At 72.3% G+C, this 19,127-nt stretch carries 14 protein-coding genes; 10 read left to right on the top strand and 4 right to left on the bottom strand.

Going from position 1 to position 19,127, the window contains the following annotated elements; translation table 11 throughout:
* Positions 1–1,683, bottom strand: coding sequence for a thiamine pyrophosphate-binding protein (locus OG625_RS25255; protein ID WP_329385335.1), 1,683 nt, complete (start codon positions 1,681–1,683; stop codon positions 1–3).
* 54 nt (positions 1,684–1,737) lie between these two features.
* A complete protein-coding gene (gene speB / locus OG625_RS25250) occupies positions 1,738–2,703 on the bottom strand; it encodes an agmatinase (RefSeq protein WP_329385332.1) in 966 nt (321 codons plus the stop codon).
* Positions 2,704–2,825: 122 nt separating this feature from the next.
* On the opposite strand from speB, the gene OG625_RS25245 reads away from it, so the two are divergent.
* The 5 genes from OG625_RS25245 (at position 2,826) to OG625_RS25225 (ending at position 9,279) form a co-directional block, all read left to right on the top strand.
* Positions 2,826–4,487 carry a PucR family transcriptional regulator gene (locus OG625_RS25245; protein WP_329385329.1) on the top strand — a complete coding sequence of 554 codons (1,662 nt, stop codon included), beginning with the start codon at positions 2,826–2,828 and terminating at the stop codon, positions 4,485–4,487.
* Between the two features lie 167 nt (positions 4,488–4,654).
* On the top strand, positions 4,655–5,164 hold the full coding sequence (locus OG625_RS25240; protein WP_329385326.1) for a hypothetical protein: 510 nt from the start codon (positions 4,655–4,657) through the stop codon (positions 5,162–5,164).
* A 379-nt stretch (positions 5,165–5,543) separates the two neighbouring features.
* Positions 5,544–7,103, top strand: coding sequence for a hypothetical protein (locus OG625_RS25235; RefSeq protein WP_329385323.1), 1,560 nt, complete (start codon positions 5,544–5,546; stop codon positions 7,101–7,103).
* 105 nt (positions 7,104–7,208) lie between these two features.
* The gene (locus OG625_RS25230; RefSeq protein WP_329385320.1) at positions 7,209–8,366 is read left to right on the top strand and encodes an acyl-CoA dehydrogenase family protein; all 1,158 of its coding nucleotides are present in this window, start codon (positions 7,209–7,211) and stop codon (positions 8,364–8,366) included.
* Positions 8,367–8,400: 34 nt separating this feature from the next.
* Positions 8,401–9,279, top strand: a complete 879-nt coding sequence (locus OG625_RS25225; protein WP_329385317.1) for an acyl-CoA thioesterase — start codon at positions 8,401–8,403, stop codon at positions 9,277–9,279.
* Positions 9,280–9,476: 197 nt separating this feature from the next.
* Here the strand turns inward: OG625_RS25225 and OG625_RS25220 are convergent, their stop codons facing one another.
* Positions 9,477–10,289 carry a phosphatase gene (locus OG625_RS25220; RefSeq protein WP_329385315.1) on the bottom strand — a complete coding sequence of 271 codons (813 nt, stop codon included), beginning with the start codon at positions 10,287–10,289 and terminating at the stop codon, positions 9,477–9,479.
* 65 nt (positions 10,290–10,354) lie between these two features.
* On the bottom strand, positions 10,355–10,933 hold the full coding sequence (locus tag OG625_RS25215) for an SACE_7040 family transcriptional regulator (protein WP_329385312.1): 579 nt from the start codon (positions 10,931–10,933) through the stop codon (positions 10,355–10,357).
* A gap of 108 nt (positions 10,934–11,041) precedes the next feature.
* Here OG625_RS25215 and OG625_RS25210 point away from each other — a divergent pair, with 108 nt between their 5' ends.
* The 5 genes from OG625_RS25210 to OG625_RS25190 all read left to right on the top strand — a co-directional run bounded on the left by OG625_RS25210 (position 11,042) and on the right by OG625_RS25190 (position 19,122).
* Entirely contained in the window at positions 11,042–12,658 is a 1,617-nt protein-coding gene (locus tag OG625_RS25210) for a carboxyl transferase domain-containing protein (protein ID WP_329385308.1), read from the top strand.
* A 16-nt stretch (positions 12,659–12,674) separates the two neighbouring features.
* The gene (locus OG625_RS25205) at positions 12,675–14,858 is read left to right on the top strand and encodes an ATP-binding protein (protein WP_329385305.1); all 2,184 of its coding nucleotides are present in this window, start codon (positions 12,675–12,677) and stop codon (positions 14,856–14,858) included.
* A complete protein-coding gene (locus OG625_RS25200) occupies positions 14,855–15,796 on the top strand; it encodes a hydroxymethylglutaryl-CoA lyase (protein WP_329385302.1) in 942 nt (313 codons plus the stop codon). The genes OG625_RS25205 and OG625_RS25200 overlap by 4 nt, the downstream gene beginning before the upstream one ends.
* A gap of 7 nt (positions 15,797–15,803) precedes the next feature.
* A complete protein-coding gene (locus tag OG625_RS25195) occupies positions 15,804–16,964 on the top strand; it encodes an acyl-CoA dehydrogenase family protein (protein ID WP_329385299.1) in 1,161 nt (386 codons plus the stop codon).
* A gap of 223 nt (positions 16,965–17,187) precedes the next feature.
* The gene (locus OG625_RS25190; RefSeq protein ID WP_329385297.1) at positions 17,188–19,122 is read left to right on the top strand and encodes a hypothetical protein; all 1,935 of its coding nucleotides are present in this window, start codon (positions 17,188–17,190) and stop codon (positions 19,120–19,122) included.
* The last annotated feature ends 5 nt before the right edge of the window (positions 19,123–19,127 follow it).

Genomic DNA, 19,127 nt, shown 5'->3' with positions numbered 1-19,127 from the left:
CTAGAGGTGCGTCGGGGCGAACATCCTGAGGGTGGCCGGGAGGACCAGGACCGACGGGCCGGGAGTGGCGAGGGACTTCTTCAGGTCGTCCCGCAGGGTTTCCGGGGTCGTGGTGGCGGCCGGGACGCCGAAGGACTCCGCCAGGGCGACGAAGTCGGGGCGGGTGAGTTCCGTACCGGTGGCCCGGGAGAACGCGGACGTCATGTACTCGCGCAGGATGCCGTAGCCGCCGTCGTCCACGATCAGCCAGGTGACGTCCAGGTCGTGCTGGCGGGCGGTGGCCAGTTCGGCGACCGAGTACATCGCGCCGCCGTCGCCCGAGACCGCCAGGACCGGGGTGTCCGGCTCGGCGAGGGCCGCGCCGAGGGCCGCCGGGAAGGCGTAGCCGAGGCCGCCCGCGCCCTGGGCCGAGTGCATGGTGTTGGGGTGCTTCGGGTCGAAGGCCGACCAGGCCCAGTAGGCCAGGATCGTCATGTCCCAGAAGGACGGGGAGCGGGGCGGGAGGGCTGCCCGGATCGAGGTCAGGAGCTGCTGCTCCAGGGCCACGTCCTGGGTGGCCAGGCGGGCCGCGACGGCGGCCAGGAGCGAGCGGACGCGCTCCGGGGCATCGGGGTCCTCGCGGACCGGCACCGTTTCGAGGAGGGCCTGGAGGGCGAGGCGGGCGTCCGCGTGGATGCCGAGGGCGGGGTGGTTGGACTCCAGCTTGCCGAGGTCGGCCTCGATCTGGATCACCCGGCCCGTGGGGAAGAACGTGTGGTAGTTCGAGGACAGTTCGCCCAGGCCGGAGCCGACGACGAGGAGGACGTCCGCGTCCTCCAGGAAGTCCGTCGTGTGGCGGTCCTCCAGCCAGGACTGGAGGGAGAGCGGGTGCGTCCAGGGGAAGGCGCCCTTGCCACCGAAGGTGGTGACGACGGGGGCGTTCAGGCGTTCCGCGAGCTGCTTCAGCTTGCCGGCGGCGTCGGCGCGGACCACCCCGCCGCCCGCGACGATCACCGGGCGGGCGGCCTTCGACAGCCAGTGCGCGGCCAGTGCGGTGAGCTCCGGGCGGGGGGCCAGTTCGTGCGGGGTCGCGTCCATGCCCGTGACCTGGGGGACGAACGTCTCGGCGCGCAGGACGTCCTCCGGGATCTCCACCCAGACCGGGCCGTGGGGCGTCGTGAGGGCCGACTCCCAGGCCTCCGCGATGACGGACGGGATCTGGGAGGGGGTGCGGGCCGTGTGGACCGACTTCACCACCTCGCGGAAGGAGGCGGACTGGTCGCGCAGTTCGTGCAGGTGGCCGCGGCGGCCGCCGCCGAGGCCGGGCGTCGGGACCTGGGAGGAGACCGCCAGGACGGGGGCCGATGCGGCCGCCGCCTCGGCGAGGGCGGGCAGGGCCATGAGCGCGCCCGGCCCGGTGGAGAGGAGCAGCGGGACGGCCTCGCCGGTGAGGCGGCCGTACGCGTCGGCGGCGAAGGCCGCGTTGTTCTCCGTACGGAGCCCGACGAGACGGAGGTCGGAGCGGCCGACCGCGTCGAAGAGGCCGAGGGCGTGCTGTCCCGGCAGGCCGAAGACGGTGGTAGCGCCGAGCGAGCGCAGCGTTTCCACGACCAGGTCCCCGCCCGTCCGGCCCGGCGGCGGCGCCAGGGCGGCGGCCGTCTGGGCCTCGGTGGGACGGAGAACCAGGTCGTGGTCGTGCGTCACGTGTTACGTGCCCTTCGTGCTGCGCGCTGCTTGGTTCGCGGCTTGCTTCGCGGCTTACTTCGCCTTCGCCGCCGCGATCTGACGGCTCATGATCGTGGTGAGCTCGTACGCGGTGTGCGAGGCCGCGACCGAGGTGATCTCGGCGTGATCGTACGCCGGGGCCACCTCGACCACGTCGGCGGAAACGAGGTTGCAGGAGGACAGCCCCCGGATGATCTCCAGCAGCTCGCGGGAGGTCATGCCGCCCGCCTCCGGCGTGCCGGTGCCGGGCGCGTGGGCCGGGTCGAGCACGTCGATGTCGATCGAGATGTAGAGCGGGCGGTCGCCGATGCGCTGGCGCAGCTGGTCGGCGACCTCGTCGGCGCCGCGGCGGTAGACGTCGGCCGAGGTGACGATGCCGAAGCCCATCTTGGCGTCGTCGTCCAGGTCCTGCTTGCCGTACAGCGGGCCGCGGGTGCCGACGTGGGACAGCGCCTCGGTGTCGAGGATGCCCTCTTCGACGGCGCGGCGGAACGGGGTGCCGTGGGTGTACTCGGCGCCGAAGTACGTGTCCCAGGTGTCGAGGTGCGCGTCGAAGTGGAGCAGCGCGACCGGGCCGTGCTTCTTCGCGACGGAGCGGAGCAGGGGCAGGGCGATGGTGTGGTCGCCGCCGAGGGTCATCAGGCGGGAGCCGTTGCCGATCAGCTCGTCGGCGGCGGCCTCGATCGTGTCGACGGCCTCGTTGATGTTGAAGGGGTTCGCCGCGATGTCGCCCGCGTCGGCGACCTGCGCGAGGGCGAAGGGGGAGGCGTCCTGCGCCGGGTTGTACGGGCGCAGGAGGCGGGAGGCCTCGCGGATGGCGTTGCCGCCGAAGCGGGCGCCGGGGCGGTACGAAACTCCGGAGTCGAAGGGCACGCCGACGACGGCGACGTCGGCCTTGCCGCCGACCTCGTCGAGGCGGGGCAGCCGGGCGAAGGTCGCGGGGCCCGCGTAGCGCGGGATGCGGGAGGAGTCGACGGGGCCGCGCGGCTGCGTGCTCATGAGGGGTGCCCTTCCGGAGGTCCAGGTCGTGCTGGTGCGGTCCTTCGAGCGTAAGCGGACACCCGCGGGGCGCGAAGTGTACGTTTTATCTACTGGCCACCCTTGAAATGTACGGAGTATCCATGCGACCTTCCTCCGGCGATGCGGAGCGGGCAGGCGCGCGACCCACTCCGCCGACCGAGCCGGTGCGGCTCGCCGCGTTGCTCGGCGCGGACGAGCTGGAGCTGAGGCTGCTCGCGGGCGGCGGCCCGGCGGGCGTCGTCATCGGAGTCGGGGGCGGCATCGGAGTCGGCGTCGGTGAGGTGGACGTGCACGGGGTGCACGCCTCGGAGATGGCGGACCCGTCCCCGTACCTGCTGGGCGGGGAGCTGCTGCTGACGGCGGGGGCGGGCCTCGCGAGGGCGGGTACGGAGGGGGTCGGGGAGGCCCGGGAGTACGTGCAGCGGCTCGTGCGGGCCGGGGTGGCCGCGCTCGGGTTCGGGGTGACCCCCGTGCACGAGGTCGTCCCGCGGGCCCTCGTCGAAGCCTGCGACCTGTACGGGCTGCCGCTGCTGGAGGTCCCGCCGCGCACCCCGTTCACGGCGGTCGCCCGCGCCGTCTGGCGGTTGATGGCGCAGGCCCGCACGCGCGAGCTGCGCCGGGTGACCGAGGCCCAGCAGTCCCTGGCGGCGGCCGCCGCCCGCCCCGACCCGGTCCCGGCCGTCCTGACCCGCCTGGCGGGAACCCTCGGGGGCTGGGCGGCCCTGCTGACCCCGGCCCCGGAGGCGCCGGCGACCGCGGCCCCCGAAGACCGGTTCCGACGGGGACGGGTGGGTGCCGGGGCGTCCCCGCAGGGCGCCGAACGCACCCCCGCCCGGCCCTCCGACCCCTCGCCACGTTCGGCGCCCGAGGAGACGCCCCGGCGCCCGCCCGGCACCGGCGGAACCACCCCGACCCCGCCCGCCCCGCCCGCCGCCGGCCCCGTCCCCGGCGAGGAGGTCCTGGCCGCCGTCGGGGCGCTCGCGCGGCGGGTTGCGCACGGGGGTGTCGCCACGGCGACCGACACCCTCGGCGGTACGCACCTCGCCGCCTACGCCGCCGGCGGCGGTCGCGTGCTGGCCGTGGCCACCCCGGCCCGCTCCCCCGGCGACCACACCATCGCCTCCGTCGCGGCCGTGCTGCTCAGCCTGCTCACCGCGAGCCGCCCGGCCGGGACCGAAGCGGCCGCGCTCACCCGGCTGCTGCTCGACGGCGATCCGGCTGGGGCCCTCGCCCCCAGGCCCTGGTACGCGGTGCACGCCCGCGGCGCCGGCGACCCGCAGGCCCTCGCCGCCGCGCTGGGCACCGTACTGCTGGACCCGCGCGGGCCCGTCGTCCGGCTGCTCACCGACCGGGAGCCCGGCACGCAGCCCGGCTGGCGGCTGGGGGTGAGCGCCGCGACGGAACCCGAAGGCCTGCCCAGTGCCGACGCACAGGCCGGGCGGGCCCTGGAGCGCGCCGAGGCGGCCCGCACCCCGATGGCCCGGCACCGGGACGCCGGCTTCGCGGGCCTGGTCGGCGAGGCCGAGGCCCGGGCCCACGCCGAGGCCCTGCTCGCGCCCCTCTCCCCCGTCCTTCGGGACACCCTGCGCGCATGGCTGGCCCACCACGGCAGCTGGGACCGCACCGCCACCGCCCTCGGCGTCCACCGCAACACCGTCCGCCAGCGCATGGCCCGTACGGCCGCGCTCCTCGGACGCGACCTGGACGACGCGGACGTCCGCATGGAGCTGTGGTTCGCACTCCGCCAGGACCGACGGGCGTGAGAAACCTCCCGCGGACGCGCCGACGATGTCACCCACACCGTCACGATCCCTACGCCGGACACCGCAATCCGCGCATGATTCCTTCGCCGTCGTGACATGGCTGAGTCGCCGACGCGGCCAGCACGCCCGTCGCCCACCCGTCTCACCCTCATCGAAACGGAGACCTCATGCGACGCGTCCTCGCGACCGCGCTCCTCACGCTCGTCGCCAGTGCCGCCGGCACGGTGACCGCCACCGCTCAAGGCGAACACTTCATCGGTGCAATCACCTGTACGAAGTCCCTTTCCTCGGGCCTCACGTGCGCCGGCAAGGCAGCCGGCCTGGGCAACCGCGCCACCAGTGCCTTCCTCTCGGCGGAATCCGTCCAGGCCGAATACATCTGCGTGAACCGCGGCGGCAACACCGCTCCCGGCCAGGGCACCGAGTTCAACGTCGTGGTGGGCCCGTCGAGGAACTTCAACCCGCGCAACGGCCAGATCACCTTCACCAACGTGAACCTCCCGATTCCGGACGCGCCGTCGTCGCGGGACGTATGCCCGAACGGGAACTGGACCGTCAACCTGACCCGGGTCTTCTACGAGGACGTCGTCCTGCACATCCAGCAGAACGGCACCGACATCCTGTTCAAGGAGCTCGGCGACATCGCGATCCCGCCGGAGGGCACCGTGGTCTTCTGACCGCCCTGCCGACCCTCTCAGGCCCGCGTCCCCTCCGGGGGCGCGGGCCTCGGCGCGTTCGACGACGTCACGGAGCTCGACGACCCGGACACCCGCATGGAGTTGTGGTTCGCGCTCCGCCACGACGAACCGGGCATGCCCCACTCGGAGTGACGAGCACGGCGGGCCCCGCAGGCACGGCGGTCCCCGCAGGCGCGACAGGCGCGACAGGCGCGAGCAACCGCTCGGCCTCCGGCGTGACATGGCTCCGGTCACCGACGCGGCCCAGCAGCACGTCGCGTTGATGTTCCGACACCCCGATCCGACGCCGGCCGCGGTCGCGGCCCCGGTCACGCACCGACCCTCGCGGGACAGGCGTGATCACTGCGAAGATGCCCCGATGGCCTCCTCCCGCCCGGGTTCCGCCCCGGACTCGCTCCCCGACTCCCTCCGGGAGCAGCAGCTGCGCGGCGTCGCCGCCAATCCGGCCGCGCCGCCGGACGTCCTGATCCGACTCCTCGACCCGGCCGCGCGCGCCGCGTGGACGACCCTCTGCGAGGAGCGCGACCTGCCCCCGGCCGTCGTCGAGGCGGTGCTCGCCCACCCCGAGCACACGGTCCGACGGGCCTTCGCCCGCAATCCCCACGCCGACCCCGCCCAGCGCGGCCGGCTCGTCCACGACCCCGACGGTCGGGTGCGCGGCACGCTCGCCGGGGGCCCGCGCAGGACCCACCACAGGATCCGGCCGCTGCCCGACGAGGTCCTGGAAACCCTGCTGACCGCGGTGGACGGACCGGGGGACAACGACTGGCTCACCGCCGGCGAGATCGCCCAGGAACTGGAGTCCTCTCGGCAGATACCGCTCTCCTTCCGCCTCCGGCTGCCCGAGCACCCGCACCCCGTACTCCGCGCCCGCGGGACCGACCAGTGGAAGCACCTCACAACCGGGCAGCGCGAGGCCCTCCTCGCGGATCCGGATCCCGGCGTGCGCGAGGCCGCGGCCCGGGCGCACCGGTACCTCGACGCCGAGGCCATGGAGGCCGACCTGCCGGAACGCGACTGCCACGCCAGGGCGGGCCTGCTCGCCAACTACCCCGTGACCCGGGCCGTGGTCGAGGCCTGCCTGGCCGCGGGCCGCAACCACTACGGTCTGGCCCACAACCTCCACACGCCCGCCGACGCCGTCGCCCGGCTCGCCCGCGACCCCGATCCCGAGGTCCGCAACCAGGTGGCGGCCCGCGCCGACCTCACCCCCGGCCTCCTGGCGGAGCTGGCCGAGGACCCGGACGAGAAGGTGCGTTCGCGGGCCCGGATCCAGCCGCTGCCCCGCACCTGGGCCCAGTGCCGCGCCATCGACGCGCTCATCGACTGGGACACCACGTACCCGGATCCGGAGCTGGACGCCGACTGGTACGCCGCCTGCGCCCGCTCCGAGCACCCGGTCCTGCGCCGGCTGGCCGCCCGGCACCCGGGGCTGCCGCGGGAGCTGGTGGAGCCGCTCATCACGGACCCCGATCCGGAGGTGCGGCACGCGCTGGCCCTCCACCACCCCCTCGCGCCGCCCGCGCTCGTGCTCGACACCTTCCTCTCCCGCCCCGGGGAGCGCCCGTACCTCCTGACGCTGCCGGACCTGCCCCGTACCGGGCTCGGGCACCTGCTCGGCCACGAGGACCCGGAGGTCCGCGCGCTGGCCGCCGCCGACGTCACGCTGGACGAGCCGCCCGTACGGCTCCTCTCCGATCCCGAGGCCCTCGTACGACGGGCAGCCGCCGCCAACCCCCTGCTGCCCCTCGACGTACTCCTGCCGCTGCTGGAGGACCCCGAGCACGCCGAGGGCGCGGCGGCCAACCCGGGGCTGCCCGCCGCCCGCCTCCACGAGCTGCTGGATCTGCTCGGCGTGCCTGCGGGTCACGTGGTGTACGGCACTCTGGACAGTGAGGACAACTCGCCGGTAACTTAGTCTGAGCAAGCGCTTAGACCTCAGCCATCAATTGAGGAACCACCACGGCGCGCAACCACCTCCGCGAGAGCGGCGGCGGTTTAGCCGCAGAAAGGGGAGCCGGCCGTGCGCCGTACCGTCTTTACCGAGGACCACGAGGCGTTCCGCGAGACCATCCGGGCCTTCATCGAGGCCGAGGTCGTCCCCGTCTACGACGAGTGGTTCGCCGCGGGCCAGGCTCCGCGCGACTTCTACTACAAGCTCGGCGAGCTGGGCATCTTCGGGATCAACGTCCCCGAGGAGTTCGGCGGCGCCGGCCTGGACACGCACAAGTTCGAGGCCGTGCTCTACGAAGAGACCTCGCGCGCGGGCGTCCAGTTCGGCGGTTCCGGCGTGCACGTGCTGCTGGCGCTCCCCTACATCAAGATGCTCGCCAACGACGAGCAGAAGAAGCGTTACCTCGAGAAGTTCGTCACCGGTGAGGAGATGTGGGCCCTCGCGATGACCGAGCCGGGCACCGGCTCCGACGTCGCGGGCATGAAGACCACCGCCAAGCTCTCCGAGGACGGCACGCACTACGTCCTCAACGGCTCCAAGACCTTCATCACCGGTGGCGTCCACGCCGACCGCGTGATCGTCTGCGCCCGCACCTCCGCCCCGACGGCCGAGGACCGCCGCTTCGGCATCTCCCTCTTCGCCGTGGACACCAAGTCCGAGGGCTACTCCATCGGCCGCAAGCTGGACAAGCTCGGCCTGCGCACCTCCGACACCGCCGAGCTGGCGTTCGTCGACGTGAAGGTGCCGGTCGAGGACCTGCTCGGCGAGGAGAACAAGGGCTTCTACTACCTCGGCGCCAACCTGCCGTCCGAGCGCTGGGGCATCGCCTTCGGCGCGTACGCGCAGGCCAAGGCCGCCGTCCGGTTCGCGCAGCAGTACGTGACCGACCGCACCGTCTTCGGCAAGCCGGTCGCGCACTTCCAGAACACCAAGTTCGAACTGGCCGCCTGCCAGGCCGAGGTGGACGCCGCCGAGGCCGTCGCCGACCGCGCCCTGGAAGCCCTGGACGCCGGCGAGCTGACCGCCGCCGAGGCCGCGTCCGCGAAGCTGTTCTGCACCGAGGTCGCGCACCGCGTGATCGACAAGTGCCTCCAGCTGCACGGCGGTTACGGCTACATGAACGAGTACCCGATCGCCCGCCTGTACGCCGACAACCGCGTGAACCGCATCTACGGCGGCACCAGCGAGGTCATGAAGTCCATCATCGCCAAGTCGATGGGCCTGTAAGTCCGACTTCGGTCACGGCACTTACTCTTCCCCCATGAACGAGGCACTGACGACGCTCCTCGATCTGCTCGACCTCGAGCAGATCGAGGAGAACATCTTCCGCGGTACCAGCCGCCCTTCGCTGGTACCGCGCGTCTTCGGCGGTCAGGTCGCGGCCCAGGCGCTCGTCGCGGCCGGCCGGACCGTGCCCGAGGACCGCACCGCGCACTCGCTGCACTCGTACTTCCTGCGCGCCGGCGACGCGGGCGCGCCCATCGTCTACTCGGTGGACCGGATCCGCGACGGGCGCTCCTTCACCACCCGCCGGGTGGTCGCCGTCCAGCACGGCCAGCCGATCTTCCACCTCTCCGCGTCGTTCCAGACGTACGAGGAAGGCCTCGACCACCAGGCCGCCATGCCCGCCGCCCCGGACCCTGAGTCCCTGCCGACGGCGGAGCAGTCCCTGCCCGCGTACCGGGACGTCTTCCGCGACCCGGGCGTCGTGGAGCGGCTGATCGACGCGCGCGGCGCGGTGGACCTGCGGTACGCGACGACCCCGCCGTGGGGCAGCGTCGGGGAGCCCATCGAACCCCACACGCAGGTCTGGTTCCGTACCGCCGACAAGCTGGAGAGCGACGACCCGCTGCTGCACACCTGTCTGGCCACGTACGTGTCCGACATGACCCTGCTCGACTCGGTGCTGCTCGCGCACGGCCGGGGCGGCTGGGCGGTCGGCGACGTGGTCGGGGCCTCGCTGGACCACGCGATGTGGTTCCACCGGCCCTTCCGCGCGGACGAATGGCTGCTGTACGACCAGGAGTCGCCTTCGGCGGCGGCGGGCCGCGGCCTCGGCCAGGCCCGCATCTGGACCCAGGACGGCCGCCTCGCCGTGACGGTCATCCAGGAGGGTGTCGTACGCGTTCCGCGCCGATAAGCGGACATTCGGAAACGCCAGGTCCCGGGGGCTCCGCCCAGCCATGCCGCTCCGCGGCACCTGGGCTCCGCCCAGGCCCGCTCCTCAAACGCCGGAGGGGCTGGATGTGGCTGACCTCGGCCGAAATCCAGCCCCTCCGGCGTTTGAGGAGCGGGGTACGGAGCGGAGCCCCGGATCTTTGAGGCGCGGCCCGGCGGCTACGACTCCAGGAGACCGGCGGCGGCCAGGAGGTACGCCACCATCGGGTCGTAGAACCGCGGGTCGCGGACGTGGTCGTCCAGGGGGACCGCCACCTGGAGGGTGCCCTCCGCCTCGCCGAGGAACAGCGCGGGGTCGTTGCAGTCCGCGTAGCCCACCGCGTCCAGGCCGCGCTGCGCCGCGCACCCCGCCCAGCCGTGGTCGGCGACGACCAGGTCCGGCTGCGGGCGGCCCGCCGCCGCCAGCCCGTCCAGGATCGCGGCCATCGGCTCCGGCGAGTGGGTGTGCCACAGCGTCGCGCCCCGCTCCATCACGGCGACGTCCGCGAACTGCCACACCGAGCCCTCGTCCGCGACGAGCCCCGCGGGGATGACGACGATCTCGCAGCCCGCGGCGCGCAGGGCCGAGGCCGTGGCCCGGTGGACGTCCAGCAGCCCGCCCGGGTGCCCGGTGGCGAACAGCACGCTCTGCCGGTCCAGGGCCGCCTTTCGCAGCCGCGCGGCCATCCGGTCCAGGCCGGCCACGGTCAGCTCGGGGTCGATGGTGTCCTGGCCGACGCGGTGCGTCGGGTCGTCCACGACGCCCACGCGTTCGGCCATCACCGCCAGTACGTCCTGCTCGTCGGTCCAGCGGTCGCCCAGCTCCAGGCCGAGCCAGTAGTGCCGGTCGCCGTTGGCGAGCTTGCGGTAGTGGGAGAGGTTGTTCTCGCGCGGCGTGGCGACCTGCCCCGCGATCCGCGTGCGGACCAGGTGGTCGATGAGTTCTGCACGGCTCGGTACGGGCGTCTCTATCGGCTTCGGCATACGGGCCATTCTGCCGCCGCCCGGGCGGAGGCGGCGCGTCCATTCCACTCGGCGGGACCCGCGGCCGCGCCCGCTCACTCCGACAGCGCTCCGAACGCCCCGTGCGCGAGCCGCCGCAGCAGCGACTCCGTCGCCTCCCGCCCGAGGGCCGCCAGGTGCGGGGTGGAGTTCAGCAGGCCGAAGACCGCGTGCACGGAGACCCGTACCTCGGCCTCGCCGACCCCGGGGTGCAGCCGGCGCACGGCCTCCACCCACAGCTCCACGTACTGGCGCTGGAGCTGGCGCACGAGCTTGCGGTCGGCCTCCCGCAGCCGGTCGAGCTCCCGGTCGTGCAGGGTGATCAGCGCCCGGTCGTCGAGGGCGAAGTCGATGTGCCCGTCGATGAGGGAGGAGAGGAGGGCCGCCGGATCCCCGACGGCTTCGTCCACGCGGACGCGCCCGCCCGTGAGCAGCCGCTCGCTGATCCCGACGAGCAGCTCGGCGAGCATCGCGTCCTTGCCCGCGAAGTGCCGGTACAGGCCGGGGCCGCTGATGCCCACCGCGGCCCCTATCTCGTCGACGCCGACGCCGTGGAATCCGCGCGCTGCGAAGAGGCGGGCGGCCTCACTGAGGATCTGCTCGCGTCGGGTCGGGGCGGCCGCTCTGGTGCTCATGGGAATCCATTCTAGACAGGGCGGTTAGCGCTCGTTAACCTAAGGCCCATACACGTTAACGACCATTAACAGTGTGCACAGTGTGGACCGAGCAAGGGAGCTCGACCGATGCAGCAGGCACCAGTGCTGACGACCGCCGCGGACCCGGCGTCCGAGGCCTGGCGGACCAACGAGGCCGCCCACCGCGAGCTCGCCGAGGGGCTGCGCGCCCGACTCGAAGCGGCCCGCCTCGGTGGCGGCGAGAAGGCCCGCGCCCGCCACACCGCCCGCGGGAAGCTCCTCCCCCGCGACCGCGTGGACGCCCTCCTCGACCCCGGTTCCCCCTTCCTGGAGCTGGCCCCGCTGGCCGCCGAGGGCATGTACGGGGGCGCGGCCCCCGCCGCCGGGGTCATCGCGGGCATCGGCCGGGTCAGCGGCCGCGAGTGCGTGATCGTCGCGAACGACGCCACCGTCAAGGGCGGCACGTACTACCCGATGACCGTCAAGAAGCACCTCCGCGCCCAGGAGGTGGCCCTGGAGAACCGTCTCCCCTGCCTCTACCTGGTCGACTCGGGCGGCGCCTTCCTGCCCATGCAGGACGAGGTCTTCCCCGACCGGGAGCACTTCGGCCGCATCTTCTACAACCAGGCCCGCATGTCGGGCGCCGGCATCCCGCAGATCGCGGCCGTCCTCGGCTCCTGCACGGCGGGCGGCGCGTACGTCCCGGCGATGAGCGACGAGGCCGTCATCGTCCGCGGCCAGGGCACGATCTTCCTCGGCGGCCCGCCGCTGGTGAAGGCCGCCACCGGCGAGGTGGTCACGGCCGAGGAGCTCGGCGGCGGCGAGGTGCACAGCCGTGTCTCCGGCGTGACGGACCACCTCGCGGAGGACGACGCGCACGCGCTGCGGATCGTACGGAACATCGTGGCGACCCTGCCCGACCGCGGGGCCCTGCCCTGGTCGGTCGAGGCTCCCGAGGAGCCGAAGGTGGACCCGTACGGGCTGTACGGCGCGGTCCCCGTCGACTCCCGCACCCCCTACGACGCCCGCGAGATCATCGCCCGGGTCGTGGACGGCTCCCGCTTCCAGGAGTTCAAGGCGGAGTACGGGCAGACGCTCGTCACCGGCTTCGCGCGGATCCACGGCCACCCGGTCGGGATCATCGCCAACAACGGCATCCTCTTCTCCGAATCCGCGCAGAAGGGCGCCCACTTCATCGAGCTGTGCGACCAGCGCGGCATCCCGCTCCTCTTCCTCCAGAACATCTCGGGCTTCATGGTCGGCCGCGACTACGAGGCGGGCGGCATCGCCAAGCACGGCGCCAAGATGGTCACGGCCGTGGCCTGCGCCCGGGTGCCGAAGCTGACCGTGGTGGTCGGCGGCTCGTACGGCGCCGGCAACTACTCGATGTGCGGCCGGGCGTACTCGCCGCGCTTCCTGTGGATGTGGCCGAACGCCAAGATCTCCGTCATGGGCGGCGAGCAGGCGGCCTCCGTCCTGGCCACGGTCAAGCGCGACCAGATCGAGGGCGCGGGCCAGGAGTGGCCGGCCGAGGACGAGGAGGCCTTCAAGGCCCCGGTCCGCGCGCAGTACGAGGAGCAGGGCAACGCCTACTACGCCACGGCGCGGCTGTGGGACGACGGGGTCATCGACCCGATGGAGACCCGGCAGGTGCTGGGACTGGCCCTGACCGCGTGCGCGAACGCCCCGCTGGGCGACTCGGGCTTCGGCATCTTCCGTATGTGACGTGAGGAACTCACTGATGTTCAGCACTGTTCTGGTCGCGAACCGCGGCGAGATCGCGGTACGCGTCATCCGCACCCTGCGGGAGCTCGGCATCCGCTCCGTGGCCGTCTTCAGCGACGCGGACGCGGACGCGCGCCACGTACGGGAGGCCGACACGGCCGTCCGCATCGGCCCCGCCGCGGCCGCCGAGAGCTACCTGTCCGTGGAGCGGCTCCTGGACGCGGCCCGCCGCACCGGGGCCCAGGCCGTCCACCCCGGCTACGGCTTCCTCGCGGAGAACGCGGCCTTCGCGGCCGCCTGCGCCGAGGCAGGGCTGGCCTTCATCGGGCCGCCCGCCTCCGCGATCTCCCTGATGGGCGACAAGATCCGGGCCAAGGAGACCGTGAAGGCGGCGGGCGTGCCCGTGGTCCCCGGCTCCTCCGGCAGCGGCCTGTCCGACGCCGAACTGGTCGCCGCCGCCGAACAGATCGGCATGCCGGTGCTGCTGAAGCCCTCTGCGGGCGGCGGCGGCAAGGGCATGCGGCTGGTGCGGGACGCGGCCGTACTGGGCGAGGAGATCGCGGCGGCCCGCCGCGAGGCGCGGTCCTCCTTCGGCGACGACACCCTGCTGGTGGAGCGCTGGGTGGACCGGCCGCGGCACATCGAGATCCAGGTGCTCGCCGACTCCTTCGGGAACGTCGTGCACCTGGGCGAGCGCGAGTGCTCGCTGCAGCGCCGCCACCAGAAGGTGATCGAGGAGGCCCCGTCGGTCCTGCTCGACGAGAAGACCCGGGCCGCGATGGGCGCGGCGGCGGTGGACGCGGCCCGCTCGTGCGGGTACGTCGGCGCGGGCACGGTGGAGTTCATCGTCCCGGGCGGCGACCCGTCCTCGTACTACTTCATGGAAATGAACACCCGCCTCCAGGTCGAGCACCCGGTGACGGAGCTCATCACGGGCCTGGACCTGGTGGAACTGCAGCTCCGGGTGGCGGCCGGCGAGGCGCTGGGCTTCGACCAGTCCGACGTGACGCTGACCGGGCACGCGATCGAGGCCCGGGTCTGCGCGGAGGACCCGGCGCGCGGGTTCTTGCCGTCCGGCGGTACGGTCCTCGCGCTCTCCGAGCCGTCGGGCGGGGCGGTCCGTACGGACTCCGGGCTGACGGCCGGGGTGCCGGTGGGGTCGACGTACGACCCGATGCTGTCGAAGGTGATCGCGTACGGCCCCGACCGGGCCAGTGCGCTGCGCTTGCTGCGGGGGGCTCTGGCGGACACCGTGATTCTGGGTGTCCAGACCAACGCGGGTTTCCTGCGTCGTCTGCTGGCCCACCCGGATGTCGTCTCCGGCGACCTGGACACGGGCCTGGTGGAGCGGGACCTGCCCTCTCTGCTCCCGGACGGCGTCCCGCCGGAGGTGTACGGGGCGGCTGCGCTGCTCTCTCTCCCCCACCCCGCCCCTTCCCGCAGTGCCGATGAGCGGCTTCGCCGCGGACGGGCTCTGCCCGGACCCGCGCCTCAAACGCCGGCGGGGCTGGGGGGTTACGCCCCGGCGGGGCCGGAGGGGTGGGTCGACCCGTTCGACGTCCCGAGCGGGTGGCGCCTCGGCGGGACCCCCGCCTGGACGGTGCATCACTTCCGGCTTCCCGGCCAGGACCCGGTCGAGGTCCGTACCCGCCCCCTCGGCACGGACTCCGAGCTGCTCATCTCCGACTCCGGCGAGTCAAACCCAGCCTCGCCGGCGTTTGAGGCGCTGGGGGTACCCCCAGCGGTAGCTGGGGGAGGTCTGGGGCAGAGCTCCAGCGCACCGGCGCGCGCCCGGATCGTGGCCCGCACCCCCGACCACCTCACCATCGAGCTGGACGGCATCACGCACCGCTTCGCGTACGCCCCCTCCCCGGAGGGGACCTGGCTCGGCCGCGACGCCGACTCCTGGCACGTGCAGGCCCACGACCCGGTGGCAGCCGCCCTGAGCGGCGGCGGACACGCAGGGGCCAACACCCTGGCCGCCCCCATGCCCGGCACCGTCACCGTCGTCAAGGTGGCCGTCGGGGACGAGGTGACCGCGGGTCAGAGTCTGCTCGTCGTCGAGGCGATGAAGATGGAGCACGTCATCTCCGCCCCGCACGCCGGCACCGTCACCGAGCTCGACGTGACCCCCGGCTCCACCGTGGCCATGGACCAGGTCCTGGCCGTCGTCACCCCGGCAGAGGAGGCGGGCGCATGAGCAGCGGCAGCGACCTGCCCATGACCGTCCCGGCACCCGGTCTGCCGCCGCGGGTCCGGATCCACGAGGTCGGCGCCCGGGACGGGCTGCAGAACGAGAAGACGGCCGTACCGACGGAGGTGAAGGCGGAGTTCGTCCACCGCCTCGCCGCCGCCGGCCTGACCACCATCGAGGCGACCAGCTTCGTGCACCCCAAGTGGGTGCCCCAGCTGGCCGACGCCGAGCAGCTGTTCCCGCTGCTCGCCGACGTGGAGGCGGCCCTGCCCGTCCTCGTGCCGAACGAGCGCGGCCTGGACCGCGCGCTCGCCCTCGGGGCCACCCGCATCGCCGTCTTCGGGTCGGCCACGGAGACCTTCGCCTCCCGCAACCTGAACCGGACCGTCGCCGAGTCCCTCGCGATGTTCGAGCCCGTCGTGGCCCGGGCGAAGGAGGGCGGGGCGCACGTGCGCGGCTACCTCTCCATGTGCTTCGGCGACCCCTGGGAGGGCCCGGTCCCGGTCCACCAGGTGGTCTCCGTCGCCAAGGCGTTGCTCGACCTCGGCTGTGACGAGCTGAGCCTCGGCGACACCATCGGCGTCGCCACCCCCGGCCACGTCCGGGAACTGCTCGGCGGCCTGAACGAAGCAGGCGTCACCACCGACCGCATCGGTGTGCACTTCCACGACACCTACGGCCAGGCCCTCTCCAACACCCTCGCCGCGCTCCAGCACGGCGTGACCACCGTCGACGCCTCCGCAGGCGGCCTCGGCGGATGCCCGTACGCGAAGAGCGCCACCGGCAACCTCGCCACCGAGGACCTGGTGTGGATGCTCGACGGCCTCGGCATCGAGACCGGGGTCGATCTGACCGCCCTCACCGCCACGAGCGTGTGGATGGCCGAACAGCTGGGCCGGCCCAGCCCCTCCCGAACCGTCCGCGCCCTCTCCCACAAGGAGTAACGAAGACATGTCCCTCGACCACCGGCTCACCCCCGAGCACGAGGAACTCCGCCGTACCGTCGAGGCGTTCGCGCACGACGTGATCGCGCCGAAGATCGGCGACCTTTACGAGCGCCACGAGTTCCCGTACGAGATCGTCGCCGAGATGGGCCGCATGGGCCTGTTCGGCCTGCCCTTCCCGGAGGAGTACGGCGGCATGGGCGGGGACTACCTCGCCCTCGGCATCGCCCTGGAGGAGCTGGCCCGGGTCGACTCCTCGGTCGCCATCACCCTGGAGGCCGGGGTCTCCCTCGGTGCCATGCCGATCTACCTCTTCGGCTCCGAGGAGCAGAAGCGGCAGTGGCTGCCGAAGATGTGCTCCGGCGAGATCCTCGGCGCCTTCGGCCTGACCGAGCCCGGCGCGGGCTCCGACGCCGGCGGCACCCGCACCACGGCCGTCCGCGAGGGCGACCAGTGGGTCATCAACGGCTCGAAGTGCTTCATCACCAACTCCGGTACGGACATCACCGGTCTGGTCACCGTCACCGCCGTGACGGGCCGCAAGGCGGACGGCCGCCCGGAGATCTCCTCGATCATCGTCCCGTCCGGTACTCCCGGCTTCACGGTGGCCGCACCCTATTCCAAGGTCGGCTGGAACTCCTCGGACACCCGTGAGCTGTCCTTCGACGACGTACGGGTGCCCCTCGCCAACCTCGTCGGCGAGGAGGGCCGCGGCTACGCGCAGTTCCTGCGGATCCTGGACGAGGGCCGGATCGCCATCTCGGCGCTCGCCACCGGTCTCGCGCAGGGCTGCGTGGACGAGTCGGTGAAGTACGCGAAGGAGCGCCACGCCTTCGGCAAGGCCATCGGCGACAACCAGGCCATCCAGTTCAAGCTGGCCGACATGGAGATGCGCGCGCACATGGCCCGCATCGGCTGGCGTGACGCGGCCTCGCGGCTGGTGCTCGGGGAGCCGTTCAAGAAGGAGGCGGCGATCGCCAAGCTGTACTCCTCGACGGTCGCCGTCGACAACGCCCGTGAGGCGACCCAGATCCACGGCGGCTACGGATTCATGAACGAGTACCCCGTGGCGCGCATGTGGCGGGACTCGAAGATCCTGGAGATCGGCGAGGGCACGAGCGAGGTGCAGCGCATGCTGATCGCCCGTGAGCTGGGCTTCAACGGCTGATCCCACCCCCTGAACCAAGCGGCCCGCGCCCCCACGCGGGCCGCTTTTTCACATATTGGGTGACTAATCGCGAGATCACTGGATTACAGAGTGTTGCCACATATGTGCAAATTGCTGGTGTTACGTTCCTGGCTGCGCGCTGTCCACTGCCCTCAGCAGTAGCTCGGGACCGCAGTGTCGACACAGGCGCGCTCCGGCCTCAAGTACATGAGGAGACCCCCCAGTGATCAGTTCCGTGCAGCCCCCCCGGCCTCGGAGAAGGCGCCAACTCAGGGCAGCGCTCGTCACCGCCACGCTCGCCGCCTCGCTCACCGTGCCGGCGGCACTGAACGCTCAGGCGCTGGCAGCAGTCCAGTTGTGCTCGACGGCCACCGCGCTCGACAACAGCCGCTTCGAGATCGACACCAGCGCGAACCTGGTTGTCAATGGCGGAGCCGGCTGCATCGACTGGCTCACCGGCGGCACGAACACCCCGTTCCGCACCGGGGTCCTGGTGAAGCCCGACCTGCCCAGCGGGTCCAACGACGACGCCTTCGGCCGAGGCTCGAAGGAGGACGACCCGGACCCGTTCATCGTCCCCGGCTCGGTCCCGCCGAACAAGAGCGACCTGAAGAACTTCGGCGTGTTCACGGAGCAGACCACGACGCCGAAGTTCCTGGAGCTGTTCTGGCAGCGGGTCAACAGCCCGCAGGGCACCACGAACATGGACTTCGAGCTGAACCAGAAGTTCTGCGACCTGACGCAGATGCCCACGAACTGCGCGAACAACGGGACCCTGTCGCCGCCCGAGACCCCGGTCCGCACCATTGGCGACAAGCTGATCACGTACGACCTCTCCCAGGGCGGCACCGTCCCGGCCATCTCCATCCGTACCTGGAGCGGCACGGCCTGGGGTCCGGCGACGATCATCAGCGGCACCACCAACCCGCTGGCGGTGGGCTCGGTCAACACCAACACGATCCCCGCCAACCAGACCGGCGGACTCAGCACGACCGCCCTCTCCCCGTTCACGTTCGGCGAGGCGGCGATCTCGTACAACGCGCTCTTCCCGCCGGGCAGTTCCTGCACGACCTTCGGCTCCGCCTACGTGAAGAGCCGCTCCTCGGACTCGTTCACCTCCGAGCTGAAGGACTTCATCTCGCCCGAGCCGGTGCAGATCACCAACTGCACGTCGCTGATCACCTCCGCCACGCCCACGGCGACGGTCGGTGACACCATCACCGACACCGCGACGCTGGGCGGCGCCTCCGCGACCGCGGGCGGCAGCATCTCGTTCAACCTCTACAGCAACGCGACCTGCACGACCCTGGTCCAGAGCTTCGGCCCCATCGCGGTGAACGGCCCCGGCCAGTACACCACCAGCCCGGGGTACACCACGACGGCCGCCGGCACCTACTACTGGAGGGCCTTCTACACCGGCGACCCGAACAACCAGGCCGCCTCCACTCCCTGCCAGGACGCCGACGAGACGACCGTGGTCCGAAGGACCGAGCCCTCGATCAGCACCCAGCTCCTCAACGCCCAGGGAAACCCGATCAGCACGGCCACGATCGGTGATTTCGTGCACGACTCGGCCAGCCTCAGCGGCGCGACCACCACCGCAGGCGGCACGGTCACGTACGCCTACTACACGGACGCGGCCTGCTCGCTGAACAGGGTCCAGGTCGGCAGCCCGGTGACGGTCACCAACGGGGTCGTCCCGAACTCGGCCGCCGCGCAGTTCAACCAGGTCGGCACGTTCTACTGGCAGGCCACCTACAGCGGTGACGCCAACAACATGCCGGCGATGAGCGCCTGCACCAGCGAGCCCCTGACCGTGGGCAAGGCCCCCGCGAACCTCCTCACCAGGCAGAGGTTCCTCCCGCAGGACACGGCCACGGTCACGGCCCAGTTCGGCGGTCAGCCCACTGGAACCGTCACGTTCGACCTGTACGGCCCGAACAACAACAACTGCAGCACCAACAAGGTGGGCACCTGGACCGGCACGCTGTCGGGCAGCGGTGTTGCCCAGACCAACAACACCAACTTCTACATCAACGCCAGCAACCAGGGTGAGTACAAGTGGCTGGCGACGTACTCGGGTGACGCCACCCACAACAGCGCGACCAGCACCTGCGGCACCGAGAACTCCACCATCGCCATCGACAACGGGCTCTGATCCGA

Source organism: Streptomyces sp. NBC_01351, assembly GCF_036237315.1.
Classification (GTDB): Bacteria; Actinomycetota; Actinomycetes; order Streptomycetales; family Streptomycetaceae; genus Streptomyces.
This window is presented reverse-complemented; position numbering and strand designations above follow the sequence as displayed.